The organism is Rhodococcus qingshengii JCM 15477 (genome assembly GCF_023221595.1).
GTDB classification, from domain to species: Bacteria; Actinomycetota; Actinomycetes; order Mycobacteriales; family Mycobacteriaceae; genus Rhodococcus_F; species Rhodococcus_F qingshengii.
The window spans coordinates 98,454-114,649 of sequence record NZ_CP096563.1; the positions used below are offsets into that span (position 1 = coordinate 98,454).

The following is a 16,196-nucleotide window of genomic DNA, read 5'->3' on the forward strand; positions in this document are numbered from 1 at the left end:
GATCACTTCCAAGTCTCGAGTTCGACTACCAGCGTGTTCCAGCGGACGCCGAAATCGGTAGGTACCCAACTCGTCTCGCAGTACACCGTCGGCCCGTCGAAGACGACGTTGAAGAGACCGGGATGAATTGTCGTCAAGAGTGTTTCGTGTTGAACGAGGTGGCCGGGCCGCTCTTTCACCCGCACGCGCCCGGTGGGCTGAGTGCGGTATCGAGTCCAGAGGTAGCGATCCCACACCAGGCAGCCTCTCAACCGCGTCTTGCCGACGGCTCCGACATCGTCGCCGATCAGTGTCGTAAATCCGTTTCCGAGATGGGCTATGTGCTCAGTGCGGCCGTCGATTGTCACGGTCGCGATGCGTGCATCGATTTCGCAGCAGACCTCGGCGGGAAGGTCCAACATTTCGGGACTGGCCCAATAGGTCGTCGGTTCGCAAGTATCGCCAGGCATGGGGGTGTCGCGCCACGGTTCGAGATCCTCGAGCATCCAGAGTTGCGCCACCGTGCAAGTATCCCAGGTGCTTACGCTTGGGCCTGCTGGTCTGCCTGCAGGTGCTTGACCGGGCATCCCGTGGGGAAGGTGCCGAGGTCTTCGACCTTGTAACCGTTCGGGTAGCTGCGGATGTTGGGCAGCTCGCGGGCGAATTTCCGCTTCGTACGCACGGGGAAGAACCGCAGCAGGCGCGCGCGGACCTTCAGCGCACCGCGTGAGACGACGCGCATCGCAGTGCTCGGGTGCCTGTAGTGGAAGGCGTCGAGTAGGTGATCGTCCATGAGAGCGAAGGCGAATCCCTTGACCAGAGCCTTCGGTGCCAGGTTGTTGGGCGGGAAGGTGCACATCAGGTCGAGGGTGGAATCAGCGACGGCTCGGGCGCCGGGATCGAATGAAAAGTGTTCGCGCTCATAGTCGTCGAGAAGTTTGACGAAGCCCTCGTAGGTGTCCGGCGTGTCTTTGATGTTCATGTACCGACCCAGGTGGCGGTAATAATTCGTCGACCCGACGATCTCGTTGTCGGTCATCTTCCGCCAGCCGTACTCGTCGAGCCATCTGACCGGCGTGACGACGAAGGTGGCCAGGACATAGAGCATGTCGTCGTTGGAGATGTCGTACGAGCCGTGCATCTGATTCATTCGACGCACGCTCTTGCGGCCTTCGGTGCTGCTGAGGCCGTGCTCGAGGATGGCGTCGAGGATCAGGCTGGTGTCGTCGTAGCGCTTCTGAACCTTGTCGGTGAACTCGCCCGTGGAGAAGAGGAGCTTGCCGATCGAGGGGACAGCGTATGTACGAAACAGTGCGAAGCTGAGCGCCTGATTGATGTCCCAGGGAAACTCTTGCGCCGCGAGAATGCGCGACATCTCTTCGTAATCGGTTTCGGGATCGAGTTGATCCGTGCGACTGCGGAGGTCGTAGCGCTTCATCTGAACACTCCCTGGGACTGGTCTGCGCGCGGCAGAGATAGGTGTGAGCTGCACCACCGACTGTAGTTCTGACAACACGCGTTGTCTAGGGGGTGTGAATAGTCGTCTTTCCTTCGTTTCGGGCGTTGTACCAGGGGTATCCGGAAAGTGTTGTCGACCCGAGGAGCAGCTATGAGCGTCACACGCACGGCCGGGGTTTTTGCGGCCATCGGACTACCGATTGCCGCGAGCGTCATGTTCGCCGGAGTCGCCTCGGCTGATCCGCCCCACCCTTTCGGCGGCGCCGCCGTCACTATCGGGTGTCCGAATCAGGGGTCGCTGGCCTCGTTGACCGGGCTCACCGGCCAGTCCGGGCCAGAATCCAATCCGCCCATCGCCAAGGGTGACATTCGCTTCGATTCGTTCCCGGCCGCTGCACCCATCCCGGCGGCGGGTCAGGTGACTGTTGCGTGGGTCAACACCGACACGGGCAAGTCCGGAATCGTCGACCTGGTCGGTACCTATCCGTACCTGTCCGCGACGGTGAACACCGGCGTCGGCAATGTCGTTGCGACGGCGTTCGGTTCGATCAACTGGGGCAGTAGTCCCATCTGCCAGTCGAATCCGACGATCGGCAGGTTCATAGCCTGATCTTGAGCCTGATCGTCACAGCCTGGACGGGCACAGGGTTGGCGGTATCGCGTGATTATCTGTCATCTCGGAGATACCGCCGGGTCCGTCCCATCCCATATTCTGAAACATGTTAGGTGAAAGCATATTTCAGGGATGGAAAAGGTGGCGACGTGAACGGGTCGAGCGCGCGTCAGTTGATGAGCCAGATGCTCGTCGAAAAACGAAACAGTCTTGCGCCCGAAAAGGTCGGCATGCGCTGCGAGGGTGCTCGCCGAATGCACGGCCTCAGTCGGCGCGATGTCGCGCAGATTGCCGACATCAGCTTCAATCACTATCAGCGGCTGGAACAGGGTACGTCCGTTGGTGTTTCGGCTCCGGTTATCGTGAGGATCTGCGACGCCTTGTTGATGGAAGACGACGAGAAGGCGCGCATGCTGGCATTGCACCAGGTATGGGCGCGCCCTCGTCGACCGCTGGCTGGATCCCGAGTTGCCGGATCTCAGGCTGCCGGTGAAATCTCCGGCAGGCAGCGGGCCAGTTCGTCCGGCGTGTAGAAGAAACTCCCGGCGCTCACCGGAGCGCACGGGGCAGCAAATGCTGTCTCGCGCTCGTTGTAGAGCATTCGGACCAGACGCTTACCCTCCGGTCCGGCGTAGACGTCCCACTGCACGTTCGCAGCCATCGGGCTGACCTGTGATCCGCGCCAGGGGTTGTTCGCATAGGTGTAGAGGTCGCCCTCCGCCTGCGAGACGGTGCTTCCCGGCAGTTTCAAGAGTGCTGCGAAGGGGATGATCGTTTCTGCGTGTGCAAACCGGAAATCCGCTCCCGGGACGGCGTCGTCGCCGGTATGTTTCTGCAGGCCGCGCAGGAACTCGTCGCGCAGGACAGTTGCCATCCGGTAGGTGACGTCTTCACCGGTGAAGCCCGGGCCCTTGGCGTAGAAGTCCTCGGCATCGTTCGTGTATGCGAGCCACTGCGCGTCAGCAGGTTCGATGAACCGCTCGAAATTCCACTTGCCTTCTTCGGCCATGCCCGGAGTGATGATGTACGTGTTGTACAGCATGTACGCGGCGTCGACTTCGTTGTCGATCGTGCTGGAACCCTTGCCACGGTCGACGAGTGAGAACTCGCCCGCACTCAGCCGGTTCACGAAGTCCTCCGAGTAGAGCCTGAGCATCATGTGCCGCGAGACCTCGCGGGTGCGGGGAAGATCGGCGATCTGGTCGTCGACGGCTTTCAGTCGAGGATCGGACTCTTCGTAGTCCTTGTAGTCGGCGTTTGCATCCGAGTCGTGGAAGTAGAGAAGGTCGGCATCCGTGGTCACCGGTGCAACATCGCCGGCGACGGCTGGAAACGCACCGGTCAGCCCTTGCGCGAAGTTCTCGGCGCTGTCCACGGCACGGTCCACACCCGACGAGGTCAAGGTGATGGTGCCCTGTTGCGCTGCGATGGCGTCGAACAGTTGGGGGAGGCGTTCAGTGACCCGCGCGCCGAGCTGTCTGTGTTCGGTGATCCCGCGTCCGCTGAGGTTGCCGTACCCCAGCTTCTTGTTGGCGGCCATGAGATCACGGAGGGCCGGGCCGAATTCCTTGCCGACGGGAGTCAATGCGTTCTCGGCTTCGGCGATTTCCCACAGCTGCAGGCTCAGGTCGTCGTACTTCAGGCTCGACAGTGCTCTGGAACCATGGCGCGCAACACTTTCCGTGTACACGGGGGAGTATCCCGTCGGCGGCGCCTGATAGTCGGCGATGCGCTGGCCGGGAGTGTAGGGCGTCTTGGACGTGAAGCCGCCGTCGCTGACGGTTGGTATCTCTGTCGAACCGGAGCTCGAACCGGCGTCGAGCGAACCGAACGGTGACGCCGTGGCGATGGACTGGACGCTGCTGGTGACAAGCACTAGTCCGACAGCGCCGGCAGCGGCCAGCACGCCGAAGCGTGAGCTTCGCATGGTGAGTTGATCCTCTCCGTCGGTGCCGAGGTGACACGACGGAAGGAAAGTTAGAACAGCTAAGCGTCCGAATTGCACCTATTTGCCCATGTGCAGATGGACGCGGGGTTACAAGTTTCGGATTCGCGGAGCTCAGGAGGGTTTGGCGGCAATCCCGATCGACACGGAGAGCGACAACGCGATGAGGGTCATGGCCAGCCACTGGTAGCTCTTGGGCGTGGGCTGCTTCTTACGTCCGAACTTGCTCACTGATGTCTCCCGTTTGTCCGTGGGTACTCAGCACATATTACTGTTCCATTACCCCAATGGCGCGGTCGACCGGAAACTGTGCGCGATCAGACAGCAGGCGGACCGCGAAGTCCGCCCGCTGCCCCGCGATCAAGAGATCGTGCGCAGTTCCCGTCGCAGTATCTTGCCGGTGACGGTCTTGGGCAGTTCCTCCACCAGCACCACGGAGCGTGGGTACTTGTACGCCGCCATCCGCTGCTTGCAGTGATCGATCAGATCTTCCGGGGTGACGGACGCCCCCGCGACGAGGCTGACAAACGCCTTCACCGTCTCACCGCGGTATTCGTCGGCGATCCCGACGACTGCCGCCTCACGGACTGCGGGGTGCTCGGCAAGAACGTCCTCGACCTCGCGTGGCCACACCTTGTAGCCGGACGCGATGATCATGTCCTTCTTACGGTCGACGACGTAGAACCAGCCGGCTTCGTCCATGAACCCCACGTCGCCGGTGTGGAACCACCCGTCGCGAATGGCCGACGCACTCTCCTCCGGCTTGTTCCAGTAACCGCGCACCACCTGTGGACCTCGGACGACCAGTTCGCCGATCTCTCCGATCGGCAGGATCGCACCGCCCTCGTCTTCGATGCGGACCACGGTGTTGGGTACGGGAACGCCGACAGACAGTGCTCCGGATGTGGGGTCGACCGGCGTATCCGCACCAACGGGAACGGCATGGGTCGGCGACGTGGTCTCGGTCAGCCCGTAGATGTTGTGCAGCGCAGCACCGGTCATGGCGCGGACGGCCTCGGCGGCAGTCGGCGAGATGGGTGCGCCGCCGGAGTAGAGCAACCGTATGGAGGTGAAGTCTTCCGGCGCGCAACCCGGAGTGTTGAGCAGTGCCGTAAAAGCAGTGATGGCGCCGACTGTGAATGTCGGTTGGTGCTCACGAATCGCGTCGAGCATCACCTCGGGGTGGAAGCGATAGGCAAGCACCAGCGGCATTCTCGCCAGGACGGACACCGCGATGTGACCGATCAACCCCGTGATGTGGAAGAGCGGTGCAACTCCGAGAACCGTGTCTTTCGGGGTGAGCTCCAGCCAGTCCCGGTAGACCTGGGCGTTGAAGGTCATATTCGCGTGAGAGGTCATCGCTCCCTTCGGCGGACCCGTGGTTCCCGACGTATACGTCAGTACCGCAATGTCTTCCGGTGCAGCGTCAGTGGTGATCGGATCGCCGAGACGATGTTCGTCGATCAGCGTCGCAAGATCGTCGGTACCGAGATCCTTCTTGACGATTCCGTCGAAAATCCTCGGATCGTTGCGACTTTGGTACTCGAGTTCCGAGGTGGTGATAACTCGCCTGACCGGCGAGTCGGAGACGACATTGCGGCCGACGGACTCGTAGAGCCCCTCGAGAGCGATCAGAACCGCTGCTCCGGAATCTTCGAGTTGGTATCCCAGTTCTCGTTCACGGCTCATGGGATTGATCGAGACTGCGACGCCGCCGGCTTTCCAGATTCCGGCGAGCGCAAGCACGAACTGCGGAACGTTCTGGAGGAACAGAGCGACGCGGTCACCCTTCACCAGTCCACCGGCTCGGAGTGCTCGGGCCAGGGCGTCACTCTGCTGATCCAGTTCGGCGAAACTGAGTTGACCGTCGAAGTACTTCACAGCCGTGGCGTCCGGATCAGAGCGGACCGCCGCTGCCAACATTTCGAGCATCGTGGGGTGCTCGACGTCGATGTCGGGGGGAACGTCGTTGCGGTACAACGCCAACCAAGGGCGATCTTCGTATGTCATTTGATGGCAACCGGATTCACGGGAGAGCCGCTGGCCTTTGCGACCTTGAGTGGCGCGGCGACGTACAGGAACGTGTACTGGCCGTCGGCCGCGCAGTCCGCGGCCAACTTCTCCAGATCGCAGATCTCGGTGAACACCACTCCGAGGTTGCGCATCAATGCGTTGTGGAGAACCAGTGCCACACCGTTTTCGGGGTCGGTGGTGACCTCGTTGGCAATGGTGTCAGTGACAAGGTTGGGGATCTCCATGTCCTGGAACCACTGGACGAGTTCGGGGCTGTAGATCAGGCCGGGCTCGCAGAAGCCCTCGTAGAAGGCTTCGCCCTGGTCGAAGAACAGCTTGAGGAAGTTGGTGCGGATGACGAGGATGTCACGCTTCTCGATGGTGACGCCCTGCGCTTCGGCGCAGGCCAAAAGATCATGGTGCGTGAATGTTTCGGCCTTGTCGAGGTTTTCCTTGCCGCGGAACTTTGCCATGTCGAGAAGTACTGCGCGTCCGACGACGCCACGGTCGGCAATCGGTTCGACGCTGGCCTTCTCGAGGCCGCCGACTGTCGTGTCAGCGGAGTATCCGTTCCACAGGGCGCCGTCGTACCAGACGTGTCCGAGCGCGTCGTACTGCGTCGAACCCTGCAGGAACGCGTCGATCTTGTCGTCCGCGTAATGCAGGCCGCCGGGGAAGTTGGGTGCGTCGTCGCCGTCCCAGCTGCTCTCGTCGAAGATCTGTGTGCGCTCGGCGGGGCTCCGGCCCGGCCAGACCGGATCACCCTTGGGATCGCCGATAAGACGTTGGAGTGTGAACACGGAACCCTGCTTGATGGTTCCGACGCCACGAAGCACCTGTCCGGCGTCGAGGTAGTTCAGTGAACCGACCTCGTCGGACTCTCCCCACTTGCCCCAGTTGCTGGGTGCGTCGCGCAGGAGTTCTCCAAGATATGGCGCCTCGGTCATGGTGATTCGATCCTCTCGCTACCGACACCGAACGATCGCTCGGGCGGACCTGGGTCTTTGTGATCCACATCATGTTCAGGCCGATAATCAGTAGTCAACAGGTTCACCGATTGCCGTGGTCATCGCATTGTTGGAAATCCAATGTTCGGGAATACTGAACACTGTGACCGAATTCGAGAATGCCGTCCTGATCGGAGCGTCGATCCGGCAAGCGCGGCGTCACAGCGGGCTCTCGCTGCGTGAATTGGCCAGGCGTCTCGATGTCAGCCCGGCTACCCTCAGCGCTGTCGAGACCGGAAAGACCAGAGTCAGCGTCGACCGGTTGGCGGCAATCGGCGGGATTCTCGGAGTGCGTTTCGACGCTCTGCTCCCGGCTGCGATAGTGCGTCCGCCGGAACAGCCGCGATGGGGAGGCGACGACGCCGACCCGGACGCACATTTTCGCCCGAACGAGTGGCGAAGGTTCGGTCCGAGTTCGTTCGATCCGGTGTTGGCTGCAGCGCTCGCGGAGATGGTGAAGACCGGATATCACGGCGCTGCGATGCGTGAGATCGCCAAACGTGCGCAGATGAGTGTTCCGGGTCTGTATCACCACTATTCCAGCAAGCAACAGATGTTGGCCGAAATTCTCGACCTCACCATGGCTGAACTGAACACGAGATCGTTGGCGGCTATCGACGAGGGCGAAAGTCCCTCCGAAAGGCTGGCTTTCCTCGTCGAATGTGTGACCTTGTTCCATATCTATCGGCGTGATCAAGGATTCCTCGGCGCCAGCGAAATGCGCAGTCTCACAGCCGAGAACAGGTTGCGCATCACGGAATCACGCAACTACCAGCAATGGTTGATGACGAAGCAGGTGGACGACGGAATCGCTGCCGGTGTGTTCGGGACGGATCGGCCGCGACAGGCCGCGCGTGCAATAGTCGTGATGTGTGTCTCTGTCGCGCAATGGTATCGGCCGAGCGGACCACAAACGCCCGAGGAAATTGCACGCGACTACGCGCGTTTTGCACTGGATCTGGTGCGCCTTCAGCGACCGTGACGGACGTCATCCGGTTCGGGTGATGCGCCAGCGGGCAAAGGGGTCCATGCTTGGAAGGTATCCGTACCGCGACTCGAGTAAGGAACGAAACCCAATGTCTTCCAAGCTGTCTCACAAGGCCTACATGATCGGTGCCGGCATCGGAAACCTCTCGGCTGCCGTCTATTTGATTCGAGACGGTGAGGGGAGCGGTGAGGACATCACCATCATGGGGCTGGACATGCATGGAGCGAACGACGGCGAATCTGCCGCTACCTTCCAGCACCAGTACGGTCATCGCGAGCTGGGCAACGACGCGGGCTTCATCAATCGTGGCGGTCGCATGCTCAACGAGGAGACCTATGAGAACCTCTGGGACGTGCTGAGTGTGGTTCCGTCGCTGGACAACCCGGGAAAATCGGTGACGGATGACATTCTCGATTTCGACCACGCGCATCCAACGCACGACGTCGCACGATTGATCGATCGCGACGGCATTCGCAACAAGGGTGAAAACGACTACAAGCACATGCAATTCGACAACAAGGATCGGTACTTGTTGACGAAGCTGATGACGATGCCGGAGTCGGACGAGGCAAAACTCGACGACATCAGTATCGAGCAGTGGTTCGAGGACACTCCGCACTTCTTCACCACCAACTTCTGGTACATGTGGGAGACCACATTTGCTTTCAAGCGGGTGAGTTCGGCGATGGAGCTGCGCCGGTACATGAACCGAATGATTCTCGAGTTCAGTCGCATTCAAACTCTTGCCGGTGTCACCAGATCCCCGTACAACCAGTACGAGAGCATCATCTTGCCGATGCGGGCCTTCCTCGAAGGCAAGGGCGTGAAGTTCGTCAACGAACTGAAGATCACGGAGTTCGTGTTCAAGGACACCCCGCTACGAGACGAGATCATCGTGACGGGACTCGATTACGAAAACGTCCGCACCGGTGAGAAGGGCCGAATCGACGTGGCGGAGGGCGATTTCGTCTTCGACACCAACGGCAGCATCACCGACAGTTCTTCGATCGGCGATCTCGACACCCCGATCGTCGAAGACATGGGATACGCACCGAGTGCGCTGCTGTGGAAGCAGGCCACCGAGCATTTCTACGATCTCGGGAATCCCGACAAGTTCTTCGGGGACCGGGCGCAGAGTGAGTGGACCAGCTTCACCGTCACCACTTCGTCACACGAGCTCATCAACGAGATTTCCCGAATCACCAAGCAACTCCCCGGAAATGCGCTCAACACATTCGTGGACTCGAACGTGCTTCTCTCGATCGTGGTCCACCATCAGCCGCACTACCACGCGCAGAAGGAGAACGAAGGAGTCTTCTGGGGTTACTGTCTGTTCCCGCGCAAGGACGGCGACTACGTGAAGAAGCCGTTCATCGAGATGACCGGGCGGGAAATGCTGGAAGAGACGCTCGGACACCTCGAGGCGCTCGACGAGAGCGGTGCGCTCGCCGCGCGTCGACAAGAGATTATGGACAGCGTCGTGAATTCGATTCCCAGCCATATGCCTTACGCCAGTGCGCTGTTCAATCGGCACGCCGTCGGCGACCGGCCGCTGGTGGTGCCGAAGCACTCCAAGAACCTGGCGTTCATCAGTCAGTTCGCGGAGCTGCCGTTCGACATGGTGTTCACCGAGCAGTACTCGGTGCGCTGCGCTCAGGTAGCCGTCTACAAGTTCCTGGGGATTCCAGAAGACAAGCTCACCAAGATGCATCACTACGAGAAGGATCCGAAGGTCCTCGCCAAGGCCGCAGTGACGATGTTCCGCTGAGGGGTGCTCAGCGACCGTGCCGCTTCTCGTAGTCCTCGCGAGTGCGATCGGCACGGCGCTGGGCCTTCTCGTCGAGCAGTTCGGGATCGAGTCCGTGGCTCAGCAGGCGGTGACGGCGGTAGATCGTCCCGAGCGCCACGACGAAGTACGCGAGCGGGATGAGCAACAAGGCCATCATGGCCAAGGGAATCCAGATCGGTCCCGGGATCAAGAGGAACAGCAGAAGAATCAGCGTCGCCGGCACGGTGAAGCGGATGATGTAGCGGGCCTGGGCACCCGGTCCGACCAGATCGTTCCGCACCCAGTCCTGGTACCGGTCGGGGAGCGTCTTCCCCAGGAGGTATCCGCAGTACTGAGGAAAGTTCGGGCGAGTCTGTTCGGCCATGGCATCCAGGATAGTGCCTGGTACTGCCGCTTACACCGGTGCCTTGAACGTGCGTCGGTAGGTGCTCGGTGAAACGCCGAGCGCCTCGTTCATGTGTTGACGCATGGATGTCGCGGTCCCGAAGCCGGTTCGAGCAGCAATCGCATCGATCGACAGATCGGATTCCTCCAGTAGTTCCCGCGCCCGATCGACACGTCTGCTGGTCAACCAGCGGTTCGGTGTGGTTCCGACTTCGTCGCGGAATCGACGGCTGAACGTGCGGACGCTCATGTTGGCGCGCGTCGCCAGGTCCGCCAGGGTGATCGGGTCGTCGAGATGTTCGAGGGCCCAGTGCCGAGCGTCGGCAGTCGATTCCGAAGGCTTGTCGGCCAGGGGGCGTCGGATGTACTGAGCTTGGCCACCGTCGCGCCACGGCGGTACGACGCAACGCCTCGCGACGGTGTTCGCCACTTCCATGCCGTGGTCACGCCTGACGATATGCAGGCAGAGGTCGACTCCCGACGCCACCCCGGCCGAGGTCAGGATGTGGCCTTCGTCGACGAACAGCACGTCCGGATCCACGTTCACCTTGGGATAGACACGCTGGAAATGGTCGGTGTTGCGCCAGTGCGTCGTGGCGCGGAGTCCGTCGAGCAGACCCGCCGCGGCGAGGATGTACGAACCGGTGCAGATCGAGACCAGCCGAGTGCCCGGCTGGATGTGTTGGAAAGCTGCGGCCAACTCGGGGGAGAGGTAGCCGTCTTCGTAGGCCGGACCCAACTCGTACGACGCGGGGATGACGACGGTGTCGGCGGTGGCGAGCAACTCGCTCCCGTGGTCGACCGAGATGCTGAAGTCTGCGTCGGTCTGCACGGGATTGCCGTCGACGGTGCACGTCAGGATCTCGTACAGCGGCCGATCCTCGACGTCGAGGGCACGTCCGAAGATGCGCGCCGGGATGCCGAGTTCGAAGGGGATGACTCCATTCAGAGCCAGTACGACGACGCGATGCGGACCAGACATGGCTTGATTCTTTCATATATTGGCAATCTGGCCACTGTTCTCGATCGAATCCGAACTGCAGAATTCTCTCTGTGACTTCTGAGACCGCTCTCCCCGAATCAGGCCAACAGCAGGTGAGCCCGCCGCGCTTTCACCGCGCCTGGTCCGTCGCGATCGTGGCATTCCTGGCGTTGGTCGGTGCGGCGAGCTTCCGCGCTGCCCCATCGGTGCTGATCGATCCGCTGCACGAAGATTTCGGGTGGTCGCGCGCCAGCATCTCGGCGGCCGTCTCGGTCAACCTGATTCTGTACGGGTTGACCTCGCCGTTCGCTGCTGCCTTGATGGAGAGGTTCGGTATCCGGGCGGTCGTCACCTCGGCGTTGGCGCTCATCTCGCTCGGCAGTGGTCTCACGATCTTCATGACCTCGAGTTGGCAGCTCATTCTGCTGTGGGGTGTCTTCGTCGGTCTCGGTACCGGTTCGATGGCGCTGGCGTTTGTCGCCACCGTCGTCGATCGCTGGTTCGTCGAGAAGCGTGGTCTCGTGACCGGCATCCTGACGGCCGGTGGTGCTGCCGGTCAGCTGGTGTTCCTCCCGGTCCTGGCGAAGATCGCCGAAACGTACGACTGGAAGAGCGTCGCCTTCACAGTTTCGTTTGCCGCACTGGCCGTTGTGCCGTTCGTTCTGCTGTTCCTGCGTAACTATCCGTCAGACGTGGGTACGACGCCGTACGGCGCGCCCGGCGATTACGCCCCACCCGCCAAGCCTGTCTACCAGCGCGGCGGCGCCGGAGGCCGGGCGATCTCGGTGCTGGTGATGGCGTCGAAGACCAAGGTGTTCTGGCTTCTCGCCGGTACCTTCGCGATCTGCGGCGCGAGCACCAACGGCCTGATCGGCACGCACTTCGTCCCGGCGTCGCACGACCACGGAATGCCGATCACCACGGCCGCGTCCCTGTTGGCGTTGATCGGAATCCTCGACATGGTCGGCACCATCGCTTCGGGTTGGTTCACCGACCGGATGGACTCGCGAAAACTTCTCGGCATCTACTACCTGTTCCGCGGAATCTCGCTGCTCTTCCTGCCGCTGCTGCTCGCGAACACTGTGAATCCACCGATGATCGCGTTTGTCATCTTCTACGGGCTCGACTGGGTGGCGACGGTTCCGCCGACCGTCGCGCTGTGCCGTCAACACTTCGGCGCCGACGCCCCCATCGTGTTCGGTTGGGTGCTGGCATCGCACCAGATCGGTGCGGGTCTGGTGGCCTTCTTGGCCGGTCTCGTTCGTGATCAGATCGGCTCGTACGACGCTGCCTTCTTGGTGGCCGGCGCGCTCTGCGCGATCGCCGCAGTCATGTCGTTGTTGATCGCAAAACGTCCGAAAGAGGCAGTATTGGTTGACTCTGTCTGATTCGGCACTGTGATCGGTACCACCGACGGGGTAAGTTGTGTGTAACTCCAAGAACTACTCACCAGTAGGGGTGCTGAAATGCCTGCTCCGTCCGCTGCGACCTTCTCGCGGCTCGCCGATCTGATCGCCATCGACAATGTTGCCGACCGCCCGACGAAGTCCATCACCGAGGTGTTCACCGGCAAGGAGCTGGCGACCATCCCCGTCGGCACCGCCGACGACGCACTTGCGGCCATCGCCCGTGCCCGCGTCGCCCAGAAGGAATGGGCCAAGCGCTCCGTCCTCGACCGCGCTGCCGTCTTCCACCGCTACCGCGATCTCATCCTCGAGAACCGCGACGCCCTCATGGACATGGCTCAGGCCGAGACCGGAAAGTCGCGTACCGCAGCTCAGGAAGAAGTCCTCGACATCTCGATGACGTCGCGGCACTACGCACGTGTGGCTCCGAAGCTGCTGCGTCCGCGTCGCGTCTCCGGCATGCTCCCGGGTCTGACGAAGACCGTCGTCCGCTACCAGCCCAAGGGCGTAGTCGGCGTCATCTCGCCGTGGAACTACCCGATGACGCTGGCCGTGTCCGACGCCATCGCCGCGCTGCTCGCCGGTAACGCCGTTGTCCTCAAGCCGGACAGCCAGACGCCGTACTGCGCGCTCGCCTGCGTCGAACTGCTCTACAAGGCGGGTCTGCCTCGCGACCTCTTCGCCGTGGTTCCCGGGCCGGGCTCCGTCGTCGGCACCGCCCTGGTCGAGAACACCGACTACCTCATGTTCACCGGTTCCACCGCGACCGGTCAGCTCCTCGCCGAGCAGGCCGGCCGTCGACTGATCGGCTTCTCCGCCGAACTCGGTGGCAAGAACCCGATGATCGTTGCCGCCGGCGCAGACCTGCGCGAGGTCACCGACGCCGCTGTGCGTGCGTGCTTCTCCAACTCCGGTCAGCTGTGCATCTCCATCGAGCGCATCTACGTCGAAGAGTCCATCGCACCCGAGTTCATCCGCATGTTCGGTGACCGCGTCAAGAAGATGAACCTCGCCGCCGGATACGAATTCGGAATCGAGATGGGCAGCCTCGTCTCCGAGGCGCAGGTCAAGGCAATCTCTGCTCATGTCGACGACGCAGTGGTCAAGGGCGCCACCGTCATTGCCGGTGGCAAGGCTCGGCCGGACATCGGACCGCTGTTCTACGAGCCCACCCTGCTCACCGGGGTTCCCGAAGACGCCGAGTGCTACCGCGACGAGACCTTCGGGCCGCTCGTCTCGATCTACCCCGTCAAGGACGTCGAAGAGGCCATCGCTGCGGCCAACGACACCGAGTACGGCCTCAACGCCAGTGTGTGGGCGGGAAGCAAGGCTGCCGGCGAAGCCATCGCAGCGCGCATCCACGCCGGCACTGTCAACGTCGACGAGGGTTACGCACCCACCTGGGGCAGCACCGCAGCACCGATGGGCGGTATGGGTGTCTCGGGCGTCGGTCGTCGTCACGGCGCCGAGGGGCTGATCAAGTACACCGAACCGCAGACCGTTGCCACCACTCGCGTCATGAATCTCGGTGGACCGCGCGGACTTCCGGCCAAGGTGTGGGCAAAGCTCATGCCTCACGCCATCAAGATCATGTCCTGGGTTCCGGGCCGGTAACGGGTGGAAACCGCCAGCGCGTACATCGAGGCAACGCCGGTATCGGTGTGGAAGGTTGTCAGCGACATCGAAGGTATGGGTCGCTTCAGCCCTGAAAACACCGGTGGAACATGGACTTCCGGAACTCCGGGCACTGTGGGTGCAAAGTTCAAGGGCACCAACAAGCATGGTCTGATTCGGTGGAGCACGCACTGCACGGTGGTCGACGTGGTCGACTGCCGGAGGTTCTCCTTCGAATCGGACGAGCCGAAAGCGCGGTGGACCTTTGTGCTCGAGCCTTCGGGAACGGGCACCGTGCTTACCGAGACTCGTGAGATCTATGCGACGCCAGCGCTTTACGTGCGCATGATGTCGGGTAGCGGCCTACTCGGTCGGGGTCGAGATCAGCTGATGCAGACCGGAATGGAAACCACTCTGGCGCGCATCAAGGCGTTTCTGGAGAGCTAGAAACTTACACAAGTGGGGCTGCACTCGAATCGAGTGCGGCCCCACTTGTGTTGTTGGAGATCTAGTTTGCAGTGCTGATGAGCGCAGCGTCGATGAGCGCGGTGTAGACACGCTCTGGTTCTTCGGCGATGCGATTGAGTACGTACAGCCACCACTGTGTTCCGAAGATGACGTATTCGCGTGTGGTGAAGCCCTCTGCTCGGAGGGCGTCCAACTGCTCGGTACCGAGGCCGAGCAGCATCTCGAACTCGACGTGCTCGCCTCTGAGCTTCGAATCATGTTCGGCGCGTAGTGCTTCGAGGATGTCGCGGTCATGTGTCGCGATGGAGACCTGGTGACCCGAGTCGACGATTCGGGCTGCGTAGTCGAGATACGCGCTGCGCAGTTCGGCACTACCGCGTGGGTAGGCGACGGACTCGGCTTCGAGGAAGGCGCCCTTCACGAGACGGATGCGGCCGGGTCGGTCCAGCAGAGCGGCGAGATCCTTTGCCGTGCGGTGCAGTCGGGCCTGAACGGTGATCCCCACATGAGTGAAGCGCTCGGCCAGTCGCGCGTGCATGTCGAGGACCAGGTCGGTGCGGTCGGACGCTTCGGCAGAGATGATCAGCTCGGCACCTGCGCGTTCCGTGGTCTCGGCCAGGCGCACGACATTGCGAAAGCACTGCTCCGGATCGATGACCAAGCCGATGTGCGAGAGGTCGAACGACACGGTGCTGTCGACGCCCGACGTTCCGATCCGTTCCGCCAATTCCACGAACACATCGGTTTCGGCGTTCGCGAGTTCGGGATCCCGGACGCTTTCCCCGGTGTATTCGATGCTCGCCTTGTGTCCTCGCGCGAAGATCGAGGGGAGTCGGTCGAAAGCGTCGTCGATGGTTTCGCCGCCGATGTAGCGAGCGGCGACTTTCCGTGCGAGTGCTGCCGTCGCGGCGTCCGCCATGGTGCGTTCTTTCAGGGATTCGTCGAGTGCGAGGCGGCGTAGGACGTCCGCGGCCTGGGCTTGTAGATCCGTGTTCACGGCTTCAGCGTATCCGGACGAGGGTGCGGGAATTATTCTACGAACCCTTGCGTTCGATCTATTGTCGATATATCGTCGATATGTCAAATAAACACAGACAGTCCAGGAGGACAACATGTACGCCCCACACAACAACCCAGAAATGCAAGAACGTCGCGAGCATGGCCGCCGAGGCCCGCATCGTGGACACGGTTTCCGTCGAGGATTCGAGGGAGAGCGACCCGAGGGTCGCTTCGAAGATCGAGCAGAAGGACGCCCCGAAGGCCGGCGCGGTCGACTTGACCAGCGCGGATTCGGTCGACCTGACCAGCGCGGACACGGTCGGCCGGGTTTCGGTGAAGCCGGCGCAGCGCTCCGTCCCGCGATGGGCCTACTCCGAGGTGCCGCTGTCGCGGTAGCCGCAGGTGGGACCGCTGAGCAGGTAGCCAAGGCCGAGGCAATTCTCGCCGAGGCACGCCGAGCACTGTTCGAGATGCTGGCGGAAAAGTCGGCTGACGCGCAGCAGGCTCACACAGAATCTACCGACACGCTGCCGGCAGAGTGATCACGGCGC

General features: G+C 61.8%; 16 protein-coding genes. 8 read left to right on the forward strand and 8 right to left on the reverse strand.

What is annotated here, in order from left to right:
* Positions 1-2: 2 nt before the first annotated feature.
* Complete coding sequence (locus tag M0639_RS00380) at positions 3-500, reverse strand: hypothetical protein (protein ID WP_058036999.1); 498 nt, start codon at positions 498-500, stop codon at positions 3-5.
* A gap of 20 nt (positions 501-520) precedes the next feature.
* Complete coding sequence (locus M0639_RS00385) at positions 521-1,417, reverse strand: oxygenase MpaB family protein (protein ID WP_003943533.1); 897 nt, start codon at positions 1,415-1,417, stop codon at positions 521-523.
* Positions 1,418-1,588: 171 nt separating this feature from the next.
* Between M0639_RS00385 and M0639_RS00390 the strand changes: the two genes are divergently transcribed.
* Both M0639_RS00390 and M0639_RS00395 read left to right on the forward strand, forming a co-directional pair.
* On the forward strand, positions 1,589-2,047 hold the full coding sequence (locus tag M0639_RS00390) for a hypothetical protein (RefSeq protein ID WP_003943607.1): 459 nt from the start codon (positions 1,589-1,591) through the stop codon (positions 2,045-2,047).
* Positions 2,048-2,199: 152 nt separating this feature from the next.
* Positions 2,200-2,583: a helix-turn-helix domain-containing protein gene (locus M0639_RS00395; RefSeq protein WP_058227381.1), complete on the forward strand. Its 384-nt coding sequence runs from the start codon at positions 2,200-2,202 to the stop codon at positions 2,581-2,583.
* Here the strand turns inward: M0639_RS00395 and M0639_RS00400 are convergent.
* From M0639_RS00400 to M0639_RS00410, 3 genes are all read right to left on the reverse strand, one after another.
* On the reverse strand, positions 2,529-3,977 hold the full coding sequence (locus tag M0639_RS00400) for a histidine-type phosphatase (protein WP_003943593.1): 1,449 nt from the start codon (positions 3,975-3,977) through the stop codon (positions 2,529-2,531). The genes M0639_RS00395 and M0639_RS00400 overlap by 55 nt on opposite strands.
* 378 nt (positions 3,978-4,355) lie before the next feature.
* Positions 4,356-6,005: a class I adenylate-forming enzyme family protein gene (locus tag M0639_RS00405; RefSeq protein WP_058037001.1), complete on the reverse strand. Its 1,650-nt coding sequence runs from the start codon at positions 6,003-6,005 to the stop codon at positions 4,356-4,358.
* Complete coding sequence (locus M0639_RS00410) at positions 6,002-6,955, reverse strand: cyclase family protein (protein ID WP_007735859.1); 954 nt, start codon at positions 6,953-6,955, stop codon at positions 6,002-6,004. Before M0639_RS00410 ends, M0639_RS00405 begins: the two co-directional genes overlap by 4 nt.
* 163 nt (positions 6,956-7,118) lie before the next feature.
* On the opposite strand from M0639_RS00410, the gene M0639_RS00415 reads away from it, so the two are divergent.
* Complete coding sequence (locus tag M0639_RS00415) at positions 7,119-7,997, forward strand: TetR-type transcription factor C-terminal domain-containing protein (RefSeq protein WP_231782780.1); 879 nt, start codon at positions 7,119-7,121, stop codon at positions 7,995-7,997.
* A 46-nt stretch (positions 7,998-8,043) separates the two neighbouring features.
* Positions 8,044-9,771: an oleate hydratase gene (locus tag M0639_RS00420; protein ID WP_082893099.1), complete on the forward strand. Its 1,728-nt coding sequence runs from the start codon at positions 8,044-8,046 to the stop codon at positions 9,769-9,771.
* 7 nt (positions 9,772-9,778) lie between these two features.
* Here the strand turns inward: M0639_RS00420 and M0639_RS00425 are convergent, their stop codons facing one another.
* A complete protein-coding gene (locus M0639_RS00425; RefSeq protein ID WP_003943558.1) occupies positions 9,779-10,156 on the reverse strand; it encodes a DUF5313 family protein in 378 nt (125 codons plus the stop codon).
* Positions 10,157-10,186: 30 nt separating this feature from the next.
* Positions 10,187-11,158 carry a GlxA family transcriptional regulator gene (locus tag M0639_RS00430; RefSeq protein WP_064073635.1) on the reverse strand — a complete coding sequence of 324 codons (972 nt, stop codon included), beginning with the start codon at positions 11,156-11,158 and terminating at the stop codon, positions 10,187-10,189.
* A gap of 71 nt (positions 11,159-11,229) precedes the next feature.
* On the opposite strand from M0639_RS00430, the gene M0639_RS00435 reads away from it, so the two are divergent.
* From M0639_RS00435 to M0639_RS00445, 3 genes are all read left to right on the forward strand, one after another.
* Complete coding sequence (locus M0639_RS00435; RefSeq protein ID WP_064073634.1) at positions 11,230-12,546, forward strand: MFS transporter; 1,317 nt, start codon at positions 11,230-11,232, stop codon at positions 12,544-12,546.
* Positions 12,547-12,624: 78 nt separating this feature from the next.
* Positions 12,625-14,178 carry a succinic semialdehyde dehydrogenase gene (locus M0639_RS00440; protein ID WP_003943578.1) on the forward strand — a complete coding sequence of 518 codons (1,554 nt, stop codon included), beginning with the start codon at positions 12,625-12,627 and terminating at the stop codon, positions 14,176-14,178.
* Between the two features lie 3 nt (positions 14,179-14,181).
* Entirely contained in the window at positions 14,182-14,625 is a 444-nt protein-coding gene (locus tag M0639_RS00445) for an SRPBCC family protein (protein WP_003943564.1), read from the forward strand.
* 61 nt (positions 14,626-14,686) lie between these two features.
* Here the strand turns inward: M0639_RS00445 and M0639_RS00450 are convergent, their stop codons facing one another.
* On the reverse strand, positions 14,687-15,643 hold the full coding sequence (locus M0639_RS00450) for a proline dehydrogenase family protein (protein ID WP_064073633.1): 957 nt from the start codon (positions 15,641-15,643) through the stop codon (positions 14,687-14,689).
* 115 nt (positions 15,644-15,758) lie between these two features.
* On the opposite strand from M0639_RS00450, the gene M0639_RS00455 reads away from it, so the two are divergent.
* Positions 15,759-16,187 carry a hypothetical protein gene (locus M0639_RS00455; RefSeq protein WP_231915078.1) on the forward strand — a complete coding sequence of 143 codons (429 nt, stop codon included), beginning with the start codon at positions 15,759-15,761 and terminating at the stop codon, positions 16,185-16,187.
* The last annotated feature ends 9 nt before the right edge of the window (positions 16,188-16,196 follow it).